General features: G+C 57.3%; 23 protein-coding genes. 18 read left to right on the forward strand and 5 right to left on the reverse strand.

What is annotated here, in order from left to right:
• Window positions 1-279 precede the first annotated feature (279 nt).
• The 3 genes from QPL96_RS16930 to QPL96_RS16940 all read left to right on the forward strand — a co-directional run bounded on the left by QPL96_RS16930 (window position 280) and on the right by QPL96_RS16940 (window position 1,523).
• Window positions 280-552 carry a CopG family ribbon-helix-helix protein gene (locus QPL96_RS16930; protein WP_303288493.1) on the forward strand — a complete coding sequence of 91 codons (273 nt, stop codon included), beginning with the start codon at window positions 280-282 and terminating at the stop codon, window positions 550-552.
• A complete protein-coding gene (locus tag QPL96_RS16935; protein WP_303288494.1) occupies window positions 549-830 on the forward strand; it encodes a type II toxin-antitoxin system RelE/ParE family toxin in 282 nt (93 codons plus the stop codon). The genes QPL96_RS16930 and QPL96_RS16935 overlap by 4 nt, the downstream gene beginning before the upstream one ends.
• Window positions 831-947: 117 nt before the next feature.
• Window positions 948-1,523 carry a CopG family antitoxin gene (locus tag QPL96_RS16940; protein ID WP_303288495.1) on the forward strand — a complete coding sequence of 192 codons (576 nt, stop codon included), beginning with the start codon at window positions 948-950 and terminating at the stop codon, window positions 1,521-1,523.
• A gap of 195 nt (window positions 1,524-1,718) precedes the next feature.
• Here QPL96_RS16940 and QPL96_RS16945 read toward each other — a convergent pair whose 3' ends face one another.
• Window positions 1,719-2,513 carry an enoyl-CoA hydratase-related protein gene (locus tag QPL96_RS16945; RefSeq protein ID WP_303288496.1) on the reverse strand — a complete coding sequence of 265 codons (795 nt, stop codon included), beginning with the start codon at window positions 2,511-2,513 and terminating at the stop codon, window positions 1,719-1,721.
• Window positions 2,514-2,764: 251 nt separating this feature from the next.
• Here QPL96_RS16945 and QPL96_RS16950 point away from each other — a divergent pair, with 251 nt between their 5' ends.
• The 6 genes from QPL96_RS16950 (at window position 2,765) to QPL96_RS16975 (ending at window position 9,412) form a co-directional block, all read left to right on the forward strand.
• Window positions 2,765-3,580 carry an ABC transporter ATP-binding protein gene (locus tag QPL96_RS16950; protein ID WP_303288497.1) on the forward strand — a complete coding sequence of 272 codons (816 nt, stop codon included), beginning with the start codon at window positions 2,765-2,767 and terminating at the stop codon, window positions 3,578-3,580.
• Window positions 3,580-4,458, forward strand: coding sequence for a branched-chain amino acid ABC transporter permease (locus QPL96_RS16955; protein ID WP_303288498.1), 879 nt, complete (start codon window positions 3,580-3,582; stop codon window positions 4,456-4,458). Before QPL96_RS16950 ends, QPL96_RS16955 begins: the two co-directional genes overlap by 1 nt.
• Before the next feature lies 1 nt (window position 4,459).
• Window positions 4,460-5,503, forward strand: coding sequence for a branched-chain amino acid ABC transporter permease (locus QPL96_RS16960; protein WP_303288499.1), 1,044 nt, complete (start codon window positions 4,460-4,462; stop codon window positions 5,501-5,503).
• Between the two features lie 83 nt (window positions 5,504-5,586).
• Entirely contained in the window at window positions 5,587-6,795 is a 1,209-nt protein-coding gene (locus QPL96_RS16965; RefSeq protein WP_303288500.1) for an ABC transporter substrate-binding protein, read from the forward strand.
• A gap of 8 nt (window positions 6,796-6,803) precedes the next feature.
• Window positions 6,804-7,613, forward strand: a complete 810-nt coding sequence (locus QPL96_RS16970; protein ID WP_303288501.1) for an ABC transporter ATP-binding protein — start codon at window positions 6,804-6,806, stop codon at window positions 7,611-7,613.
• Window positions 7,610-9,412, forward strand: a complete 1,803-nt coding sequence (locus tag QPL96_RS16975; protein ID WP_303288502.1) for a long-chain fatty acid--CoA ligase — start codon at window positions 7,610-7,612, stop codon at window positions 9,410-9,412. Before QPL96_RS16970 ends, QPL96_RS16975 begins: the two co-directional genes overlap by 4 nt.
• A gap of 144 nt (window positions 9,413-9,556) precedes the next feature.
• On the opposite strand, the gene QPL96_RS16980 is transcribed toward QPL96_RS16975, so the two are convergent.
• Window positions 9,557-10,444, reverse strand: coding sequence for a LysR family transcriptional regulator (locus QPL96_RS16980; RefSeq protein ID WP_303288503.1), 888 nt, complete (start codon window positions 10,442-10,444; stop codon window positions 9,557-9,559).
• Between the two features lie 125 nt (window positions 10,445-10,569).
• On the opposite strand from QPL96_RS16980, the gene QPL96_RS16985 reads away from it, so the two are divergent.
• The 9 genes from QPL96_RS16985 to eutC all read left to right on the forward strand — a co-directional run bounded on the left by QPL96_RS16985 (window position 10,570) and on the right by eutC (window position 20,572).
• Window positions 10,570-12,012, forward strand: coding sequence for an aldehyde dehydrogenase family protein (locus tag QPL96_RS16985; protein WP_303288504.1), 1,443 nt, complete (start codon window positions 10,570-10,572; stop codon window positions 12,010-12,012).
• A gap of 11 nt (window positions 12,013-12,023) precedes the next feature.
• Entirely contained in the window at window positions 12,024-13,025 is a 1,002-nt protein-coding gene (locus tag QPL96_RS16990) for a membrane dipeptidase (RefSeq protein WP_303288505.1), read from the forward strand.
• A 37-nt stretch (window positions 13,026-13,062) separates the two neighbouring features.
• Window positions 13,063-14,682: a BCCT family transporter gene (locus QPL96_RS16995; RefSeq protein WP_303288506.1), complete on the forward strand. Its 1,620-nt coding sequence runs from the start codon at window positions 13,063-13,065 to the stop codon at window positions 14,680-14,682.
• Between the two features lie 3 nt (window positions 14,683-14,685).
• Complete coding sequence (locus QPL96_RS17000; RefSeq protein WP_303288507.1) at window positions 14,686-16,416, forward strand: hypothetical protein; 1,731 nt, start codon at window positions 14,686-14,688, stop codon at window positions 16,414-16,416.
• On the forward strand, window positions 16,413-17,180 hold the full coding sequence (locus tag QPL96_RS17005; protein ID WP_303288508.1) for a DUF3726 domain-containing protein: 768 nt from the start codon (window positions 16,413-16,415) through the stop codon (window positions 17,178-17,180). The genes QPL96_RS17000 and QPL96_RS17005 overlap by 4 nt, the downstream gene beginning before the upstream one ends.
• Before the next feature lie 29 nt (window positions 17,181-17,209).
• A complete protein-coding gene (locus QPL96_RS17010; RefSeq protein ID WP_303288545.1) occupies window positions 17,210-17,587 on the forward strand; it encodes a RidA family protein in 378 nt (125 codons plus the stop codon).
• Window positions 17,588-17,744: 157 nt separating this feature from the next.
• A complete protein-coding gene (locus QPL96_RS17015) occupies window positions 17,745-18,032 on the forward strand; it encodes a hypothetical protein (protein WP_303288509.1) in 288 nt (95 codons plus the stop codon).
• Window positions 18,033-18,312: 280 nt separating this feature from the next.
• A complete protein-coding gene (locus QPL96_RS17020) occupies window positions 18,313-19,725 on the forward strand; it encodes an ethanolamine ammonia-lyase subunit EutB (RefSeq protein ID WP_303288510.1) in 1,413 nt (470 codons plus the stop codon).
• On the forward strand, window positions 19,718-20,572 hold the full coding sequence (gene eutC / locus QPL96_RS17025) for an ethanolamine ammonia-lyase subunit EutC (protein WP_303288511.1): 855 nt from the start codon (window positions 19,718-19,720) through the stop codon (window positions 20,570-20,572). Before QPL96_RS17020 ends, eutC begins: the two co-directional genes overlap by 8 nt.
• Window positions 20,573-20,710: 138 nt before the next feature.
• Here eutC and QPL96_RS17030 read toward each other — a convergent pair whose 3' ends face one another.
• The 3 genes from QPL96_RS17030 to QPL96_RS17040 are packed head-to-tail and all read right to left on the reverse strand — an operon-like array spanning window position 20,711 to window position 22,237.
• On the reverse strand, window positions 20,711-20,965 hold the full coding sequence (locus tag QPL96_RS17030; protein ID WP_303288512.1) for a sulfurtransferase TusA family protein: 255 nt from the start codon (window positions 20,963-20,965) through the stop codon (window positions 20,711-20,713).
• Entirely contained in the window at window positions 20,943-21,068 is a 126-nt protein-coding gene (locus QPL96_RS17035; RefSeq protein ID WP_303288547.1) for a hypothetical protein, read from the reverse strand. The genes QPL96_RS17030 and QPL96_RS17035 overlap by 23 nt, the downstream gene beginning before the upstream one ends.
• Window positions 21,065-22,237, reverse strand: a complete 1,173-nt coding sequence (locus tag QPL96_RS17040) for a formate dehydrogenase subunit gamma (RefSeq protein ID WP_303288513.1) — start codon at window positions 22,235-22,237, stop codon at window positions 21,065-21,067. The genes QPL96_RS17035 and QPL96_RS17040 overlap by 4 nt, the downstream gene beginning before the upstream one ends.
• Between the last annotated feature and the right edge of the window lie 59 nt (window positions 22,238-22,296).

Raw genomic sequence — 22,296 nt, forward strand, 5'->3', positions numbered from 1 at the left:
ATTGTTTACCGGCAACTGCGACGTTTACAGAAGTTACCAGCACTATTGAAATCATTTTTTAGGCATCCTGACCTGGCTTACATATTAAATTAATGTTCGCTTACTTTATTTCGGATTAGTAGTTCCAGTTCGTTCCGGGCCTGGCGACCCTCCACCGGACAGCCTTGTCGCCGCTTCGCTCTGCCAAGGCTGCCGCTGAACAACGGCGTTAAATTTTTTGCCGCATCCTCATCGACTATGCTGTAATACGTTGTAGTCGTCAAATTCGAGGGTATAGTCATGAGCGTCACCACAGTTCGCCTTCAAGCAGAAGTTGAACAACGTCTGGAAGCAATCGCCGGCAGGTTGCACCGAAGCAAAGGTTGGGTAATAAACCAGGCATTGGCGGAATACATAGAAAAGCAACAACTTGAGCAAGAGCGCTGGAAACAAACTTTAGAGGCAATGGAATCTGCTGCCCAAGGCAAGGTTGTTGATGCCAGTGAGGTTCATAGCTGGCTTAATAGTTGGGGAACCGACAACGAGCAGGATGCACCGAGGTCAGGTAAGTGAAACTGGTTTACACGGATGAAGCCATTGAAGATTTGAAGCGCCTCAGGGAGTTTATTGCAGTCCATAATCCACCGGCAGCGGCCAGGGTTGCCACCGAACTGGTTGGTAAAATCGAATTACTTCCAGATTTCCCAAAAATGGGTACGCCCGTTGCCATGGCACCGGTGCCTGAGTCTGTTCGTGATATGGTTTTTGGAAAATACGTCGTTCGATATTCAGTTCATGGCAGTGCCATCATTATTCTCCGGGTATGGCATGGCCTTGAAGGTAAACGATAGTAATTTAACCAGGCGCGGCACTCGGATGCCTCTGTCTCCGCTTCGCTACGTCAAAGCCGCCGTTGTGCGCGGTGTTAGCAAGATGCCAATAGGCACACACTCTGCTAGACTCGTCCCATGAAGCAAATTAACTGGAACGCTGAAAAGAACCAGCAGTTGATGAGCGAGCGCGGAGTTTCCTTCGAAGATGTCCTGTTTGCTCTTCAGTCTGGTGGTTTACTTGATGATGGGCTCCACCCCAATAGGGACAAGTATCCGAATCAACGCCTGCTTGTGGTTCGGATTGACGATTACGCCTGGCTGGTGCCGTACGTCGAGAATGATGGAGAAATCTTTCTCAAGACGGTCATCCCTAGTCGCAAGGCCACCAAGAAATTTTTAGGGGGTAGCATGGCCAAGACCAAATTAGATCCCGAAGAGCAAGAGCTGCTGGAGGCTTACGAATCCGGAGAGTTCGAGTCAGATCTGGATGCTGATCGCCGGGAGTACCTGACAAAAGCCGCGGAGGAAACCTTCAGGAAAGATAAACGGATCAATATCCGTATCTCCAGTCGCGACTTGGAGGCACTTCAACGTCGGGCACTGGAAGAGGGGCTTCCTTACCAGTCCCTGGTTTCCAGTGTCTTGCACAAGTATGTTTCCGGCGGCCTCAAGGACATCTCTGCTAACAAGTCAGGCCAGCGGACGCGCTAACGCGCGCCGCTGCCTTCTGCGTTAATGGTGCGGTCGAACCCTGCTACCTCAACCAGTTCCTCGTCCCTGGCACCGGTGTAAACATCTTCCCTGGAAATTGCCTCCACTGGCAGCCGGGCTTCACCTCGGGATTCTGATCCGGGTAGCCCAGGCACATGCCGAATACAGGATAACCTCAGCCCCGGCCCGGCCTGATCAGTAACCGCGGAATTGTGGGCGCCGCTTGGCAATAAACGCCGACACACCCTCCGCAAAATCCTCAGTCCGGGTCATTTCAAGGAACGCCGCCCGCTCGGCTTCCAGGTGCGCCGCCAGCTGGTCGCCGTTGGCCCGGTCGGTAAGCTGTCGGAAAGCGCCAAATGCTCGGGTCGGCCCGTTGGCGACCTTTTCGATAACCCCGGCCAGCAGGTTGTCATACTCTTTCTCCGGGGCGAACTCGGTGATCATGCCCCAGGCTTTCGCTTCCGCTGCACTGAGGGTTCGCCCCAGCAGCATCAGTTCCGCCGCCCGGCCCGCGCCGATCTTGTGCGCCAGGAACCAACTGCCGCCACAGTCGGGGACGGCGCCAATGCCGTTGTATGCCACCAGGAATTTTGCATCCTCCCGGGCCACAACCAGGTCCGCCATCAATGCCAGGCTGAGCCCTGCTCCGGCGGCTACGCCCTTCACCGCTGCGATTACCGGGGCATCCATGCCGCGCAACAGCAGGATGGCCGGATTGACGGCATCCAGGATGGCGCTGATTGCATTGCCGGCCTGCTCCGGTGTGCCGGCCATACTGGATAGGTCACCGCCGGCCATAAACGCGCGCCCCGCCCCTGTCAGCACCACGCAGCGTAAGCCTGAGTGCGTTTTCAGCTCCCGGACAGCGGCGAGAAAGGCTTCTGCCATGGGTACATTGACCGCGTTCAGGGCTTCTGGCCGGTTGAAGGTCAGTGTTGCCACACCGGTTTTGGCGTCGAATGCCGTGTTTACCAGACTGTCTGTCATTGAAAAGTACCCTGTCACTTTTGCAGGTCTGAAGGCCTGAGCCCTGCGTATTTATTGCCGTTATTTGTCAGGTAACAGCATAGGCAGGTTTGCCTAATGTTGCCTGAATGGACTACTTTAAATCTGGACCGGGGTTAACCTCCGGCGACAAGAAATAACAAAAATTACAATCATCTTCGGGCGTGGAATGGGTACGGGCAGACCGAGTTCGCGCGCCTGTGCACCTGGCGCCAGGGGTGCCGGGAGGTAATGTGAGCATCCTCGAGATCAGTAACCTGTCTCTGTCGTTTGGTGGTGTCAAGGCGCTGCAGGATGTCAGTTTCCGTGTGCCCGAACACACCATCACGACCATTATCGGCCCGAACGGCGCCGGCAAGACGTCCCTGTTCAACTGCATTTCCGGGTTCTACAAACCCCAGCAGGGCGCGATCCGCTACCAGGGCCAGGTGCTTTCAAGCGGTATCAAACCGCCGCGCCGTGCTTCACTTGGCCTGGCCCGGACCTTCCAGAACATTGCCCTGTTCCGGGGCATGACCGTGCTCGACAACATCAAGCTGGGCGCCCATGTCCACATGAAGAGCGGCTTGCTCAGCGCACTGGCCTATTTCGGCCCGGCCCGCCGTGAGGAGATGACCGTTCGCAAGAATGTTGAAGAGCGGATTATCGACTTCCTGGAAATCGACCATATCCGCCGTCAGCCGGTGGCGAGTCTTTCCTACGGGCTTCAAAAGCGGGTTGAGCTGGCCCGGGCACTGGCCATGCAGCCGAAAGTGCTGATGCTGGATGAGCCGGTGGCCGGTATGAACCGGGAAGAAAAAGAGGACATGGCCCGCTTCATCCTGGATATCCGGGAAGAGTGGGGCATAACCGTGCTGATGGTGGAGCACGACATGGGCATGGTCATGGATATTTCCGACCACATTGCGGTGCTCAACTTTGGCCAGGTCATTACCGAGGGCTTACCGGCTGATGTTCAGAAAAACCCTGAGGTGATCAGGGCCTACCTGGGCAACAGTGACATCGACAGTCTGCGCAGGAAACTCAATCCGGAAGGGGAGGCTGCCTGATGGATTGGTTGTTCTTCGGCGAAATCAGCCTGGCTGGCCTGGCCATGGGCGGGCTCTATGCCCTGATTGCCCTGGGCTTTGTGATTATCTACAAGGCGACCCGGGTGATTAATTTCGCCATCGGCGAAATCATGATGTTTGCAGCCTACCTGTTCCTGGCGTTTGCCGGCGGCATGGAGCTGTCGGCCTGGATCGCGCTGCCGATGGCGGTAATCGGCGGCAGCATCCTGGGTGGGGTGATTGAAAAAACCATGATCCGGCCAATGCTGGGTGAGTCCCCGATCTCGGTAGTGATGGTGACCATCGGCATCGGCAGTATCCTGGTGGGTCTGGTGGAGTTCATCTGGACCGCTAATCCGCAGTTGCTGCCCAGCTTCCTGCCCCGGGAGCCGGTCTTTATCGGCCCGCTCTATCTCGCTCCTAAAATTGCCTACGGTTTCCTGATCGGTGCCACCCTGCTGATTATTTACCTGCTCTATTTCCGCTTCTCCCGGGGTGGTGTCGCGTTGAGGGCGACCGCCTCGGATCAGGCCGCAGCCTATTCCATGGGCATCAACGTGCGCCGGGTGTTCAATATGGCCTGGGTATTCGGTTCTCTGGCGGCGTCACTGGCCGGCGTGCTGGTAGCGGCGACCGGCGGCCTCAGCCCCCAGTTCGGGATCATCGGGCTGAGCGTGCTGGTGGTGGTGATTGTTGGCGGCCTGGACAGCATTCTCGGTGCCCTGATCGCCGGCGTGTTCATTGGCTGGCTGGAAACCGTGGCCGGCGCCTATCTGGGTGGCGCTTACCGGATGCCGGCGACCTTTCTGGTGCTGGCGGTGATTCTGGTGATTCGCCCCTACGGCCTTTTTGGCACCCACGAAATAGAGCGAGTGTAAGATGCGCATCGGTGACGCAAAACAGAGCTACGAGGCCGATGAGGCGATCTGGACCAGCCATACCCAGAAATTTTGGTTCGGGCTGTTTCTGCTGACCCTGCTGTTGTTCCCGTTCATGGCTGATTCGTATCTGCTGTACCTGGGGTGCCTTGTCGGCATTGCCGTGATCAGCACCACCGGGCTGAACATCCTGACCGGTTTTACCGGCCTGATTTCTCTCGGCCAGGCAGGGTTCATGGGCGTGGGGGCTTACACCGTTGCCTGGCTCTCGGGCCATACCAGCCTGCCGTTCCCCGCGACTCTGTTGTTGGCGGGGCTCATGGCTGCTGCCGTGGGCATTCTGGTGGGCCTGCCATCGCTGCGGGTCAAGGGGTTGTACCTGGCCATAGCCACCCTGGCCGCCAGCGTGTTCCTGCATTTCATTTTCACCGAGTGGGAATCGGTCACCGGGGGCATGGGCGGCCTGAGCCTGGAGCCGGCGCATCTGTTCGGGTGGACCTTCCAGAGCGATTTCCTGATGTACTTCATCATCGTGCCGCTGGCGGTACTGATGGTGTTTGCCGCCCGGAATGTGTTCCGGACCCGGATTGGCCGGGCGTTTATCGCTATCCGGGATCGGGATATTTCCGCCGAGATTCTGGGTATTAATCTGCTTCGCTACAAGCTGATGTCATTCGCGCTCAGTTCCTTCTATGCCGGAGTGGCCGGTGGCCTGTTTGCGTATTTCTTCCGGGTAGTCACGCCGGAGAGTTTTCCGCTGTCGATGTCGATTTTCTATCTGGCGGCGGTCATTGTGGGTGGCATGGGTAACATGCTGGGGGGCATACTCGGGGCGGCCTTCATGACCCTGGTCCCGGAAGCCCTGAAGCTGCTGACCGCCGCCCTGACCCCTTTCTACCCCAACGCCCCGGTGTTCATGTCGCCGATGCTGGAAATCATCTTTGGCGCCCTGATCGTGGGCTTCCTGATCTTTGAACCCCATGGCCTGGCGGAGATATGGCACCGTATCCGCCGTTTTTTCCGCCTGTGGCCGTTCCGGAATTAATCGTGTTTCAACGAGCCTTTCAACGGGCTTTTCACCGAGAAATCGTGCAACACCAACAACAAGAAGCAGCAAGGAGAAGAAACATGTTCAGAAACATCCTCGAAAAAGGTCGCCGGCTTGCCGGGCTTGGCAGTCTGGTTGCTGCATTAGCGGTAGCCGCCCCGGCCATGGCTCAGGACAAGAAACCCATCGTATTCGGTGGCTCCATCCCACTGTCCGGTGTGTTTGCCTTTGCCGGCATTCATATCCACGCCGGACTCACGGACTACACGGCCTGGATCAACAGCCAGGGCGGCATCAATGGCCACCCGGTGAAGTATGTGATGGAAGACACCGCCTATGAGGTGGACCGTTCAGTGGCCGCCTTCAAAAAGATTTCCGGCAGCAGCTCGCCGGCCACCTATTACGGTGACAGCACCGGTTTCATGAAAACCATCGCCTCGGAGCTGAACAGCCGGGGCACCACGCTAATGAGTGGTGCCTCCTTTGCCACTGCGCTGACCGATAACGAGCAGTATCCCTATCAGTTCATTCCGGGACCCAACTACAGCCAGATGTTCGGAATTATCCTGGAGTACATCGCAGACCAGGGTAAGGACGGCGACATGCCAACGGTTGCCTTCGTGTACAGCGATACCGAGTTTGGCAAGGATCCAATCGAAAACGGCAAGACCCGGGCCGCCGAGCTGGGTATTGAAGTGGTTGAGGACATTGTCACCAAGCCTGGCAGTGTGGATGTGTCGGCAGAAGTCCTGAAGCTGCGTCGCGTTCGCCCGGATTTCGTGGTGTTCCACGGCTATGTGTTGTCACCGATTAACGAGTTCATGGTGCAGATGCGCCAGATGGGTCTGGATACCCAGTTCATGGGCACCTTCTGGTCCTCGGACAAGCTGATCATCGACAAAATGGGTGCGGATGCCGATGGCTACATGGGCGTGATGCCTTACAACTACTACGACAGCGAGGAGGGCGGCCCCATGCTGGATGCCCTTCGTGCCCAGGCTGAGAAGAGCGACCCGGAGGCCGGCTACCGCCCGACCGGCTACATGCAGGCCTGGTTCAACGCCATGGTGTGGACCGAAGTGGTCAAGCGTACCCTGGATGCTGGCAAGGAACTGACGGCTGACAATATGGCCGCCTCCCTGGCGTCCATTGAGGACTGGGACACCGGCGGCATCATCGGTATTCCGGTAACCGTTCGGGACATGTCTTTCCCGGTTGGGCGTATCTGGCGGGTGAATGCCGAGGCGGGCCGTTACGAGCCGGTATCGGACTGGATTCACCTCGACTGAGGGGCTGTATGGAAGCCTTACTGGAAATCGATAACATAGAGGTGGTTTACAACAAGTCGGTGCAGGTCCTTCGGGGCCTGTCACTGCGGGTACCGGAGGGCGCCATTGTGGCGCTCCTCGGTTCCAACGGTGCCGGTAAATCCACCACCCTGAAAAGCATCTCCGGCCTGCTGACCCTGGAAGATGGCGAAGTGACTGCCGGTGAAGTGCGTTTCAGGGGAAAGGATGTAAAGGGCGTTCCCCCTGAGAAGCTGGTGCGCAACGGTCTGTTCCATGTGATGGAAGGCCGGCGGGTGTTTGAAGACCTCACGGTGGAGGAAAACCTGATTGCCGCCACCTACGCGCTCAGCGGCAGCAAACCCTCCCTGAGTGACAGCTACGAGTTGGTCTATAACTACTTTTCGCGCCTGAAGGAACGCCGCAAGCAGTTGGCCGGCTACCTGTCCGGTGGTGAACAGCAGATGCTGGCCCTGGGGCGGGCGCTGATTGCCCAGCCGAAGCTGATCCTGCTGGATGAGCCGTCACTGGGCCTGGCGCCGCTGCTGGTGGAGGAGATTTTTACCATTGTGGCGCGGATCAACCGCGAGCAGGGCACAGCTATCCTGCTGGTGGAGCAGAATGCGGCTGTGTCTCTGGCGATTGCCTCTTACGGTTACATCATGGAGAACGGCAAGATCGTGATCGACGGGCCGGCGGACAAGCTCACTGCCAACGAGGACGTTCAGGAGTTCTATCTCGGTGTGGGCGGCAAGGAAGGTGAAGCCCGCAGTTATCGCGACATCAAGCACTACAAACGCCGTAAACGGTGGCTGTCATGACAACACCTTCCCTGCCTGACCTGACCCTGACCCAGATGCTGAGGGCCCACGCCAAAGAGCGGCCGGATGCCCTGGCCCTGCGTCAGAAAGACTTCGGTATCTGGCAGGCCTATTCCTGGCAGGATTACTACGAGCGGGCCCGGCATTTCGGACTGGGACTGCGAGCCATGGGGCTGAAGGAGGGCGGCCATGTGGCTATCATCTCGGAAAACCGGGTGGAATGGGTCATCGCCCAGATGGGTATCGGCCTGGTTCGGGGCATCTGCGTTGGCGTCTATCCGACCAGTCCCTGGAATGAGGTGGCCTACGTTCTCGAGCACAGTGACGCGGAGTTTGTGGTCTGCGAGGACCAGGAACAGACCGACAAGGTGCTTGAAGCCTGGCCCCAGCTGCCAACGCTGAAGTATACCATCGCCATTGATAGGAAGGGTCTTCGTTACTATCCGGAGCCCCCGGCGGCGTTCGAGGATATCGAAGCCAGAGGCCGGGAGTTTGAAAAAGAGCAACCCGGTCTGGTGGATGAACTGCTGGATGGCCAGCAGATGGGCGACACTGCGCTGATGATCTATACGTCCGGCTCTACCGGGCGACCCAAGGGAGCGATGATTACCTGGGGTAATCTCCATGCGGCAGCGCCCGGTCTCATTGAGCTGCTGCAGGCAGACGAGCACGGTTCCAGTCTTTCCTACCTCCCGCTATGCCATGTGGCGGAGCAGGCGGTTACCAACATTGCGCCGGTATACGTGGGCAGTGCGGTCAGCTTTGGCGAGAGTCTGCGGACAATCCAGGAGGATTTGCGGGAAATTGCGCCGACTTTTTTCCTGGGGGTGCCCAGAATATGGGAGAAGCTGCATTCGTCCATATATATCAAGATCCAGGAAACCGGCCGGTTCCGGCAGGCGCTGTTCAACTGGGCTATCCGGGTGTGTTCACCCATGGCCACCAAGCCGCGGCCACAATGGACCCTGAAAGAACGATGTCTGTATTGCGTGAGCTACTGGCTGGTGCTTCGCGCCTTGCAGAATTTTATCGGACTGCGCCGATGCACCATTGCCCTCACCGGTGCAGCCCCGATTTCCACCGGTATTCTCAAATTCTTCCGGACCATCGGCATCCCGCTTGTGGAGGTCTATGGCCAGACTGAAAGCACCGGCGTTGCCACGGCCCAACCCGTTGATGATGTGCATCTGGGAACGGTTGGGGTGGCTATTTCCGGTGTAGAGGTCAAGCTCGGGGAGCAGAACGAGATCATTATGCGCGGCGGCAGCATGTTCACGGGCTACTACAAGAACGACGAGGTCACCGCCTCAACCCTGAAAGATGGCTGGCTGCACACCGGCGATGTGGGCGAATGGCAGGACGGCCAGCTCAAGATTGTCGACCGGTTGAAAGACATTATCATCACCGCCGGCGGCAAGAACCTCTCGCCGACGGAGATCGAGAACACCATCAAGGCCAGCCCCTACATCAAGGAATGCATCGTTATTGGTGAGGCCAGGAAGTATGTGTCCGCGCTGATCCAGATTGATTTTGATACGGTGGCCAAATGGGCGGAGCAAGAGCGGATTGCCTACACCACCTTCCGCAGCCTCACCGAGCAGGAACGGGTGAACGAACTGGTTCAGGCCGAGGTGAACAAGGGCAATGAACAGCTGCCCCAGGTGGCGCAGATCAAGCGTTTCCACCTGCTCACCAAGGAGTTGGACCACGACGACGACGAAGTGACGGCCACCATGAAAGTGCGCCGGAGCAATATCCATGAGAAATACACCGACGTGATCGAGTCGCTGTATGCCTGAGCACGGGGTGGCCTGGAAGCGGGCGCCCGCTTCCAGGCCACCCCGGACAATGGGTCAGCATCAGGTTGACCGCCGCTCCGGAATCGCTGGCAACCGAGGTAGTTATACCGGTGATCCACCAGACCGGTAAGCGAAAGGTTGCCTTCATGAAATAGCCATTCCCGCCAACCGTGCAAGTATCTTCTTTTCCAGGGCCTGGGCGGAGGGAGAAAGAGAGCGATGAGCCTGTTTGATAATGCCCATCCGGCGAACCAGTCTGGGTTTGCTCAATGGCACAAAGCACAATCTTTCATTGTCCACCGGAAACGCAAGGCGGGGGAGTGTGGTGATACCACTGCCGGCTTCAAGCATCGCAAGCAGGGAGATCATGTTGGAGATGAAGAAGTCGTTGTTATCGACCAGGCTGGCGGCAGCCGTATGCTTGAGTAGCCGGGAAGTGCCGTTGGCAATAAAACGTTCCTCTGTCAGTTCCTGCCAGTTGAGGCTGGCGCGGCTTGCGAGGGGGTGATCCCGGCGCATTACCACTCCCACGTTATCTTCAAACAGGAAGGTGAAGCTCAGACTTTCGTCCGGAACCCACATACTGCTTATTCCAAGATCGACTTCACCACTGGCCACCAGGCGACATACAAATTCTGCGTTTTCGTCATGCAGGTTAATGTTGATGTTCGGATACTCGGCAACAAAGGCCGCGAGGAACTCAGGCATCAACCGACTGGCAACGGACGGTACTGTCGCCAGTGTTACCCGCCCCTGATGCCCCTCGGCTATACGCTGTAACTCACTGGCCAGCCGGTCATGCTGTTTGATCAGCTCCCGGAATCTGGGCAGGCAGTATTCGCCGAAAGGTGTCAACTGCCCCTTGTGAGCCTTTTCGAACAACGGTTGCCCAAGCCGTTCTTCCAGGTCACGAATCGCCATGGATAGCGCAGGCTGGCTGCGATGCAGTTTAAGAGCTGCGCCATGAAAGCTGCCCTCTTCCCACACGGCCAGTACATAGCGAAGCGGTTGAATCTTGAGTTCGATCGACATCCCGTACTCGCTCAAACCTGTTCGTTTATAAAATATAAGAAAAACTTATAAAAAACACGATATTTTTGATTATCCTTATTGGGTTCAGGCGTCTAGGCTATGGGTAATCATTCGAGGAGGAACCCATGCCAGAATCATACGCACTCTACATCGGCGGAGAGTGGGTTGAGGGCGCCAATGCTGCCCTACCCAATCAGAACCCATCAGACCTCAGCGACATCATCGGCTACTATGATCAGGCAAGCCCTGAGCAAGTCAGACAAGCGATCAAGGTGGCCAAAGCCGGCCAGAAAGTATGGGCCGAGTCCGGGCTGGAATCACGTTACAGCGTGTTGATGGCGATTGGCGATGAGCTGATTGCCCGCAAGGATGAGCTCGGCGAACTCTTGTCCAGGGAAGAGGGCAAGCCCCTGGCCGAAGGCAAGGGTGAGGTTTATCGCTCCGGACAGTTTTTCCAATATTACGCTGCAGAAGTGCTTCGGCAGATTGATGATCGGGTCGCGTCTGTGCGGCCGGGCGTTGAAATAGAAACCCGTCGTGAGCCGCTGGGTGTGGTTGGCGTGATCAGCCCCTGGAACTTCCCGATGGCCACTGCGGTCTGGAAAATTGCTCCCGCCCTGGCCTTTGGCAACGCCGTGGTGTTCAAGCCGGCGAACCTGGTGCCGGCCAGTGCCTGGGCACTGACAGAAATCATCAGCCGCCAGAATCTGCCAGCCGGCACCTTCAATCTGGTGACCGGCAGTGGCCGTGAAGCCGGCGAAGCACTGATCACCAGCCCCCACGTGCCGGCGATTACCTTTACCGGATCCCTTGAGGTCGGTCGGCGGGTAGCCTCAGCCACCGCTGCCAACCTGGTGAAATGTCAGTTGGAGATGGGTTCGAAGAACGCGCTGATAGTGCTCGACGATGCCGATCTGGATCTGGCGGTGGAGGCCGCCTTTGCCGGCGCATATTCAGGGTCCGGGCAGAAGTGCACGGCGTCTTCCCGACTGATTGTTGTGGATGCTGTGCACGACGAGTTCGTCCAGAAGCTGACCGCTAAGCTGTCCAGTGCAACCGTTGGCCCGGCCCTGGCAGAAAACACCGTTATCGGCCCCATTGCCAGCAAGAGCCAGCTCGAGGCTAACCAGTGCTGGGTTGGCGTCGCGTTGGAAGAGGGGGCAACCATGGCGTTTGGGGGCGATCAGGTCAGCGTGGGTTCGGACGGTTACTACATGCAGCCGGTGCTATTCACGAACACCACCAACGACATGAGCATCAACCGCGACGAAGTGTTTGGCCCGGTTGCCTGTGTCATTCGTGTGCCGGACTACGAAAGTGCCCTGGCCACCCTGAACGATACCAATTACGGGCTCACCGCCGGCCTGATTACCCGTTCCCTGCAACGTGCCTCCGACTTCAAGGCCCGGGCCGAGACCGGTTGCGTGATGGTCAATCTGGCGACAGCTGGTACCGATTACCACGTGCCGTTCGGTGGCAGAAAGGACTCCAGCTTCGGGCCCCGGGAGCAGGGCCAGTATGCGAGGGAGTTCTACACGGTGATCAAAACCTGTTACACCAGGGCCTGAGGTCTGAAGCCATGTCAAAGTCTGTGCTTACTATCGATGGCCTGCAGTATTCCAACTGGTCGAGAGCCATTTTTGAGCAAATGCGGGAGGGCGGCGTTGATGCGGTGCACGCTACGCTTGTGTATCACGAAAATTGCCGTGAAACCCTTCTGCGGTTCGGCGAGTGGCAGCGTCGTTTCGAGGAACATGCCGACCTGATCATGCCGGTGTTTGAGGCCAGCGATATAGAGCTGGCCAGGGAAACGAGCCGTGTTGGCGTTTTCTTTGGGGCCCAGAACTGTTCGCCGATTGAGGACGATATCGACCTGGTGGCCATCATGCGCCGGTTGGGCTTGCTGATCATGCAGCTTACCTACAACAACCAGAGTCTTCTGGCCTGTGGCTGCTACGAAGCTGAAGACAGCGGCATTACTCGGTTCGGCCGGCAGGCGATCCGGGAGATGAACCGGGTCGGGATGCTGATCGACATGTCCCACAGCGCGGAGCGTTCCACGCTGGAGGCTATTGATCTGTCAGAGCGGCCGGTCATCATCTCCCATGCAAATCCTGCCAGTTTTCATCCGGCCAAGCGCAATAAGTCCGATGCAGTGTTGCGCGCCATCGCCGAAAGCGGCGGCATTCTGGGTTTCTCAGTGTATCCATTTCATCTGAAAAACGGGCCCGACTGCACGCTGGATGAGTTCTGCGGCATGGTTGCCGATACCGCAGAACTGATGGGGATTGATCACATCGGTATGGGAACGGATCTTTGCCAGGCCCAGCCCGAGTCGGTGCTCACGTGGATGCGAAACGGCCGCTGGACCAAGGCCATGGATTACGGCGAGGGCAGCCAGTCGAATGCCGGCTGGCCTTCTCCGCTGGCCTGGTTCAGCGACAATCGTCACTTTCCGACTATTGTGGAAGGCCTCCGTCAGAAGGGCTTCCAACACGAGGAAATTGACAAGATCATGGGCCGAAACTGGCTCAGGCAATTAACCGAGGGCACGCGGCCTGCTGCGGATGCCGCGTTCTGATTACACACTGTTCCAAAAACAACAACAGGTAATCGTCATGATAAACTCAGCCAGTTCCCAAGCTATCCCGGAAACGGGTATCAAGCGCCTTGGCGATCCGATTGTATTAGGCCTGAGTGTGGGATTCATACTGCTCTTTTTGGGGCTCTCTCTGTATGATATTCAATGGACGGCCGGGCTGATCAGCGACGGCTTCGCCTGGACGGCCAAGTATCTCGGCTCTTACTTCCAGCTACTGTTGCTGCTCACCTTCTTGATAGCGATGGGTGTGGCAATTTCGCCTGCCGGCAGTGCCAAAGTCGGTAACAGGGACACGCCGGAGCTAAGCACGTTCAAATGGCTGTCCATTATCCTGTGCACCCTTCTTGCTGGCGGTGGCGTCTTCTTTGCAGCGGGCGAGCCTGTGTACCACTTCGTCGTCACGCCCCCGGTATTCAACACTGAGGCAGGCACGGCAGAGGCAGTAGCGCCGGCCCTGGCCCAGTCCTTTATGCATTGGGGCTTTCTGGCGTGGGCCATTCTCGGGACCCTGTCTGCCATCGTTCTGGCCCATGCCCATTATGTGAAGGGCCAGCCTTTGCAACCGCGAACTCTGCTGTATCCCGTTTTTGGTGATCGGGTGATGAAGGGCTGGTTTGGCGGCTGCGTTGACGCGGCCTGCGTAATTGCGGTGGTTGCCGGCACTGTTGGCCCGATAGGATTTCTCGCGACCCAGGTCAGCTTTGGGCTGCACGAGCTGTTTGGCTTTGCCGAAGGTTACGGCACCCAGCTGCTCATTCTCGCAGTCCTTGCCGCTGTGTATGTAACCTCGGCCATGACCGGTATTCATCGGGGAATTCAGCTGTTGAGCCGTTTTAACGTGTTTCTTGCACTGGTCATTGCCGCCGTTATTTTTATCTTCGGCCCGACCCTGTTTCTGACCAATGCCTACACCCAGGGCTTTGGTGAATACATCAGCTCCTTTTTCGCGATGGCCACCGTGACGTCGGTCACCGCTGAAGGCTGGTGGATGCAGTGGTGGACAGTGTTCTTCTTTGCCTGGTTCCTGGGCTATGGACCGTTGATGGCGATTTTTGTCGCCCGGATCTCCCGGGGGCGCACCATCCGGCAAATGATTCTTGCCGTTGGCGTCATGGCGCCGATTGCCACCACCATCTGGTTCACGCTGCTTGGTGGTTCGGGGATTTTCTACCAGATTACCGGCGTGATCGATCTGGCTGAGGCACTCAACAACTTCCAGTTCGACGTTGCCACACTCACCATTGCCAAAGCCCTGCCGGGTGGTGCAATGATGGCTCTGGCGATTCTGCTGCTAACCACCATATTTGTAGCGACCACCGGTGATTCCATGAGCTATGCCATTGCCGTGGTGAGCGCCGGTCATGACGAGCCCGAGCGAATCGTCCGCGCCTTCTGGGGCGTCGCCATGGCATTGATGGCGGCAGTGCTACTATACATGGGGGCAGGTCAGATCAGTGCCCTGCAGCAGTTCATTGTGATTACGGCGATCCCGGTTTCGTTGATACTACTGCCATCGCTCTACATCGGCCCAAAATCGGCCTACGAAATGGCTCGTGAGCAGGGCATCGTGCCGCCCAAGGGCGAAGTCGCTCTGGTTGGCGCAACGACGGGCTCGCCCGAGAATTCAGGAGGCTGAAGCATGGCAACGCCGCTAAACGCAAATCCTGAACTGCAGTTGCGCCCCGCTTGCCAGGTGATGAACCTGGTGCGGCTCGGGAGTCTTCACGCCAGCCGACTGAGTTTCTGCCGCAGCCTGGTTCGTCAAATGGCCCGCGAAGACTGGACGGTCACCAAGGTCCGCTTTGATCTCGATGCCGATGGCCACGGGGTTGTGATCTACCGCCTGAGCACACCGAACCACACCTATCACGGCGTGGTGTTCTCTCAGCATCTGGATCCCGAGCGTCGGTCTGACCGGGTGATTGCAGAAGCCTGGGACGTCACGTTTGCTCTAGTGGAAGGAGAGGTGGAGGACAGTCTTCTCGACCAGATGGCGACCAATGTGCCGTTGCAGGAGGCGGGGCGCCAACATCCGAGGCTGTTGGTGCTCTCGCGTGCCAACAAGAGCCTCAGAAACTTCGGTCACTTTGTTGATGCGCTGGCATCCGGGCAACAGCCAGGCCCTGCCTGGTTAACCCGGGTGGGTTATCTTTATCGGACGACGGCCGTTTACGGCAATGGCAAATTTGGGATTGCGGATTATGCTCGCCTGCAGAAGAACCCAGATTTCAACCGGCCATTTTCGGCACAGATGTTTGCGGTTTACCTGTTGCGCCACTTTTCGGTGCAACAGGTAGAGCACTTGGCCCAATGCCGTTCACCGGAGCACGCGGTCGCCCTGAATCCGGCATTACAGCGGTACTTGGGAGTTGGTAATTCCACCGGGCTTGGTATGGCCCCCTTTCTGATCAATCACCCGCAACTGATCCAGCAATGGGTTTACTGCCGGGAGCGGGCCCTGGCTCATGCCCGCGCGCAGTTGCCCGATGCGGCCAGTCGTTATCAACTTCTGACGTTGTTGAGGCGGGCGCACCGGCATTTTTCGGAAACGGTGACGGAGGACGCCGAGCAGACCCGGCGTAACCAGGCCACTGTTGTCTCGATTGATGCGGTTATTGAATGGCTGGAAAGGACACAGGCCACGCCCAGCCTCTGGACTGACTTGCTGGCGTGGGCCGACGAACACTGCTCACTGGAGGGCCAGGAACTGATTAATACACTGCTGATTGAGCTGTCCCCGGACCTTATCGATGCCATGGAAAACGACCTCGGTTGCAAGGAAATGCTGGAACTGCAGCCAGAAATGCGGGCGGCAACGCTGAAGCAGGAGATCGAGGCCCGGTTTGCCTGGGCGCTGGACTATGACCCCAAAGACCCCGACCACCGGCACTGGTTCTGGTACCGATCTGCGGAGAAAGAGGAGCCGAGGCTCGGCGTGCGTGCCTCTGAACCTGGTTCGGAGAAGGAAATGCCACTTGCCGTAGGACCGCGGATTTATCGCACGCACCAGTTGCTGGATGCGTTTCTGGACCGGTGCCCGCGGGGTTCCGTGGTCGAGTTTCTCATGGCCCATCCCCGCCAGAAGGAATGCGTCCGGCGTATACAGACTATGTCTGCCACACCCTACGGCGAGATACAGGCCAACCTATGGCATCGGGAGATGAAGCCCATGTATCTTCTGCGCACCAAGTTATCGTTTTTCGGTGCCAGCCGGTTTGACCCCAAATCGGACCGTTGGGTGAGGGTGACCCTGTTCCAGGGCGCGCCACTGTTTTGCGAACTCTTCAGTGATCATGGCGCCGATAAGGCCCGCCTCGCCGAGTTGGACGACTGGAGCTTTCCCGTGGAACCGGATCTGGACGCATTATGAAAGTCTCATTCAATGAACTTCAGGGCATTGGCAGAAAAGCATTTGTCGGTATCGGTTTTGCCGAAGGCGATGCGATTGATGCCGCGGAAATGGTGGCGTGGATGGAGGTCCATGGTCTGGGAGGCGTCGAAGCGCTGAAGAAGGGCTTGAAGTATCTGTTGACAGAGGATCTGGATGAGCCGCTGACACTGATCTACCAGGATGCCGATTTCAGTGTCCTGGATGCCCATAACCATAGCATCCTCGGGAACGCCAGCCTTGCTGTGGAGCTGGGTTACGCGCGAGCCCGGGGCCGGGGGCTGTCGGTTACCAAGATACGCCAATGCCACAATCGCATCCTGATTATCGGCTATTTGTCGCGACTTGCCCGCCGGGGCATGAATGTCACGGCCTTCTGGCGCAATGCCCATGATCCTTTGACAGAACTGGTGGTTGGCTTCAAGGCGGGCCATCCGGTACCGGAGATCTGCTTGTACAGTCTGGAAAATACTCCGGATGACACCGAGAAGAACGATGGCATCACCCTGATTATGGCGAACCACGTTGATTTACTACCAAGCCTTCGCTCTGAGTACGAATTGACCAACCTGATGCGGCAGACCGAAGAGGATCTTGAAAGACAGAAAGACAGAGCGCTGGTCGAGGGCATGGATATCGATGACGAGCTTTGGAATAACCTTAAATCCCTGGCCGACCGGCTTCTGGTTGAGGCAACTGATACTTCCCGAAGCGGTGCTGGTGCAGGTACCAGCGACAACGACTGAACAGAGAGTCAACCATGACAGCAACCAGCATGATTAAGCCCATTGCCACCCAGCTTCCGCGCTCAAAAGCTCCCCTTGAGTGGGCTGTAAGTGCGAATGGCGTTCTCTTTACCGCCCAGATTCCGATCAACGCCAGTGGTCAGGTCGTTGCTGGCGGTATCGAAGCTCAGGCCCGCCAAACCATGGCAAACCTCAAACACACCCTGGAGTGCGCAGGTGGCGGCATGGCCAGCCTGACTCAGGTGCTGATTTACGTGACTGATCGAAATCATCTTGCCGCGGTTAATCAGGTTTATGCTGAGTATGTGGATTCACCGTATCCCAACCGGGCCGCTATTATTGTCTCGGGCTTCGCACGGGAAGAGATGCTGGTAGAGATTGTGGCTTATGCGGCGACGGCAGGCTGAGCGACTGGAATGGGGAATAAGTTGGGACCAGCTCGTGGATTTCCGAAATAAAGGCCGCTGAACCCGCTGTGTACTGGTAATACGGGTTGTATTTTCAGTGGGCTTTTCCGAACATGGAATTACTTAACACTCATCAACATCTTCAGGGAGGGCATTTATGTCACTGAAAGACAAACTTATCAGAAAAGCCGAAGCGCAATTGAAGGCATGGGAAAAGGAAGCCGATTCCCTGAAAGCCAAGGCCAAGGCAAAAGAAGCCGAGGCCCAGAATGAGAAGGCCAGTGCGGACATTCAGCAGAGCGCATCCGATGCCTTGCGTTCTGTGGAGGAGAAAATCTCCGATGGCCGGAAAAAGCTGGATGAACTGAAGCAGAGCGGGGAAGACAATATGGATTCGCTTCGCAAAAAGCTGTCGGATCTTGTCGGGCCGGGCGATACACGTTAAAGCTATTGATATTGGGTGTAACAGCGCAGTCGTTTTATTACTAAATCTCTGACTGGGTCATCCGAATCGGGTTATCCGCATCGCCTGGGAATTTCCTCTGTATTTCCGAGTCCTGCCAACTGAACAAATCGCCTGATTTCATACTACTTTCGTCCCGACTGGGGTTTGCCGAATTTCGATAACCGTTCATCGGCCGCACGGTTAGAATGAAAGAGTGGGCAATACCCATTCCTTCCGGCGGTGTATCAGTGATGCCGGGGCGATCTGTTGGAGTGAAGGCATGCAGCACAAATACTCATACCGGCTGGGTGAGCGGACCTGGCACTTTCGAAGCCTGGCAGACCTGATGGCGAAGGCGACACCGGCCCGCTCCGGTGACCGGCTGGCGGGTGTGATTGCCGAATCCGCCGAACAACGTGTGATCGCGCAGATGTGCCTGGCCGAGCTACCTTTGAAAACGTTTCTGTCAGAAGCACTGATTCCTTATGAGCAGGACGAGGTGACACGCCTGATTCTGGATGAGCACGATGCCAGTGCTTTTCAAGCCGTCGCTCACCTCACGGTTGGTGATTTCAGGAATTGGCTGCTCAGTGATCACGCCACACCCGAGGTGATGCTCGGCCTACGGCCCGGCCTGACCCCGGAAATGGTGGCCGCGGTGAGTAAACTGATGCGCAATCAGGACCTCATTCTGGTTGCACGCAAATGCCGGGTTCAGACAGCTTTCCGGAACACCATTGGCTTACCCGGGCATTTGTCGACCCGACTGCAGCCCAATCACCCCACGGATGACGTAGCTGGTATTGCCGCGAGTATTCTCGACGGTCTTCTGTACGGCAGCGGTGATGCCGTGATCGGAATCAATCCGGCGACCGACAATGTGGCGCAGGCCACAAAGCTGATGCATCTGATGGACGAGGTGATTCGCAAATACGACATACCAACCCAGTCCTGCGTGCTGACTCATGTGACCAACACCCTCGAAGCGATTGAACAGGGCGCGCCGGTCGACCTGGTGTTCCAGTCCATTGGCGGCACCGAAGCCACCAACAGCAGCTTTGGTTTCAATCTGTCCACGCTTCAGGAAGCCCGGGAGGCAGCTCTCTCCCTCAAGCGGGGGACAGTCGGCCAGAATGTGATGTACTTCGAAACCGGCCAGGGCAGCTCGCTTTCTGCCAACGCCCACCACGGCCTTGATCAGCAAACCTGCGAGGCCCGTGCCTATGCGGTTGCCCGCCGGTTTAATCCGCTGTTGGTGAACACGGTGGTGGGTTTCATCGGCCCCGAATACCTGTTTGACGGTAAGGAAATTATCCGAGCGGGTCTGGAGGATCATTTCTGCGGGAAGTTACTGGGCGTCCCGATGGGGTGTGACATCTGTTACACCAACCACGCAGAGGCTGATCAGAACGACATGGACAATCTGTTGACGCTGCTGGGCGTGGCCGGTTGCACGTTCATTATGGGCATTCCCGGTTCGGACGACATCATGTTGAACTACCAGACCACATCGTTTCACGACGCCCTGTATGCGCGACGTGTGCTGGATCTGAAGCCTGCGCCGGAGTTTGACGCCTGGCTTGAGCGCATGAACATTTTCCAGGACACCGCCCGATACGAGCCCAGCGTCGCACTGCCGGCCGTCTTTCAGAACAGTCTCAAGGGCCTGGCCCGGGAGAGCGGCAATGACTGATCGCAACAAAAACCTGGTGACTGAGAATGCCTGGCGGTCGCTGCGCCGTTATACCGACGCCCGGATCGGGTTGGGGCGGGCCGGAATCAGCCTCCCGACTTCGGAACTGCTGACTTTCCAGCTGGCACACGCACAGGCGCGGGATGCCGTGCATTTTCCACTAGATGTAAACCGCCTGGTTGACGATCTGAACACTCGGGACGCAGCGATCACCGCAAACACACCGCTGTTGTTGCATAGCCAGGCCGAGGATCGCTTCACCTACCTTCAGCGGCCCGATTTGGGCCGGCGTCTGTCCGAGCCGGATCGTGAACGGTTAACGGCCAGGCTCGATCCGGACGCGCCGGCGCCGGATCTGGCGATTGTTGTGGTTGATGGGCTGTCCTCGTCTGCCGTTCAGCGCAATGTCGCTCCGTTTCTTGCCCGTTTTCTCGATGCGTTGGCTCACGAACCCAGAGACTGGCAACTGGCGCCTTTGACCATCGTGCAGCAGGGCCGGGTGGCCATTGGCGACGAGGTCGGGGAGTTGCTCAAAGCCCGCATTGTGGTGGTGCTTATCGGTGAGCGTCCAGGTCTTAGCTCGCCCGACAGCCTTGGGATCTACCTCACGTTTGCGCCTCAGGCGTGCCTGTCCGACGCGCGACGGAACTGTATATCCAACGTCCGGCCTGCCGGTCTTGATTTTGAACATGCCAGCCAACGCCTCCTTTACCTGATTCGTGAAGCCGACCGCCTGAAGCTTTCAGGGGTAGGTCTCAAGGACAGAACAGAAGAGGTGGTGATCGAAAACCAGCAAACCAACAATAACTTTCTTACTAATGGAATCAACTCTGGAGAATGCAAATGACGACTAATACTGTGGAGGATGATTATCTGGCGAAACGCCAGTTGAAGAAGGGCACGGCCGCCTTGGCCGCTTACAACAGGTACTGCGTTGTGAAATCGGCACTTGCTCCTCCATCGCCTTAGCTTTCCCGGGCATCAATTATGCCAAGCAGATACGATAACGCAGGACGCCCGCGTCCTCTTCTCGAACCCATTCAATCCTGTGGCCGGTTATCTCGCACAACGCCTGTAAATCCCGACGGCCGGTGGGGTCATCGGCCAGGAACTCGACCTGCGTTCCGCTCGCCAAGCCCTGAGTGCGCTTTTTAAAGCGTAAGATTGGGAGGGGACATACCAGACCAACGGCATCGATCTGGTATACCTCGGACTGATCAGTCAAGGCGCACGCTCTCACTGCGGGTCAGTTCGGCTGAGGACCAGCCGAACTGATTCAGAACAACCGGGGCGGCAAAGGCGATTACCAGAGCTGCGACAAATGCGGAAATCATAACCTTCACGATGACTCTCCTTTGCCTTGTTTGGCCTCGACCTCGGCAACCCACAGATCATGGTGCTGGCGGGCCCATTCCAGATCAACCTTGCCGTTACCCATGGCATCGAATGCGCCTTCCATACCGACTGAACCGATATAGATGTGTGCAATGATGGCCACCATCAACACGAATGCCATAATCGAGTGCCAGATATTGGCATACTGCATCTCTTCGTGCGGAGTCAGATCGGTGGGGAAACCCGTTCCGAGGACGCTGTTCATCGCACTGAAGGTCTCGGCAAACATGGGCATTTGAAACGGGAACAGCAGCGACAGGCCAGACAGAGAGACGGAGAAACCCAACACCATCACGGTCCAGAACACAATTTTCTGACCGGCGTTGAATTTCTTCGCTGACGGATGGGCGCTGGTGAAGATGCCGCCGCCCACTTTAATCCATTGCCAGTCCAGCTTGCTGGGGATGTTGTGCGCCACCCACATGAAGAAGGTCAGTACCAGCCCCAGCATGAAGGCCCAGGCAATGTTGTTGTGAAGCCATTTGGAGCCGGCAGCCAGGGTGGCAAAGGCCTCGGGCCCCATAACAGGAATCAGGAAACTGCGTCCCATCAGGGTAGTCAACCCGGTTAAGCCCAGTGCGATAAACGAGCCGGCCAGGAGCCAGTGGCCAAACCGTTCGATGGCTTTGAATCGCTCGATTTTGGTGCCGGCAGGGCCGCCTTCAATCTTGATTCTTCCGCGCACAAAATAGAACACTGCCAGCAGCGCAATGATAGCCAGAAGTGCACCGCCACCGTAAGTGATGACTGGCCCCTCTCGTAACTTGTACCAGGCTATGCCCTCGTCCTGGATCAGGACGTCAGCGGCAGGCCCCCGGACCTGGGTGCTGGGGTCAATGCTGTTGTATCGGATGGCTCGATAGATGTCGGAATCCGAGCGCCCTCCCAGGGTACCCAGTTGGCCGCCGATGGGTGCGGCATTGGCTGGGTTACCCAGGTTTTCAGACCGGAATGAGTCGTCGATCTTCAACTGTTCCTGACGACGCATGATGTCTTCGAGGGTTTGCGCCCCCCCCGTAGCTGTCCGATCAACCGCAGGGGCCTCTTGCGCCCAGACAGGGGTAAAATACAGTGTCGCCAGCGCGAAGACGGCGGCACTAAATAGTTTTGATTTCATGACAGCACTCCAACGGAATCAACAAGAAGAGTTCGTTGTCTTGATATATTCCGGGGCCC

Origin of the sequence: Marinobacter sp. SS8-8, assembly GCF_030540945.1 — a bacterium.
Lineage (GTDB): Bacteria > Pseudomonadota > Gammaproteobacteria > Pseudomonadales > Oleiphilaceae > Marinobacter.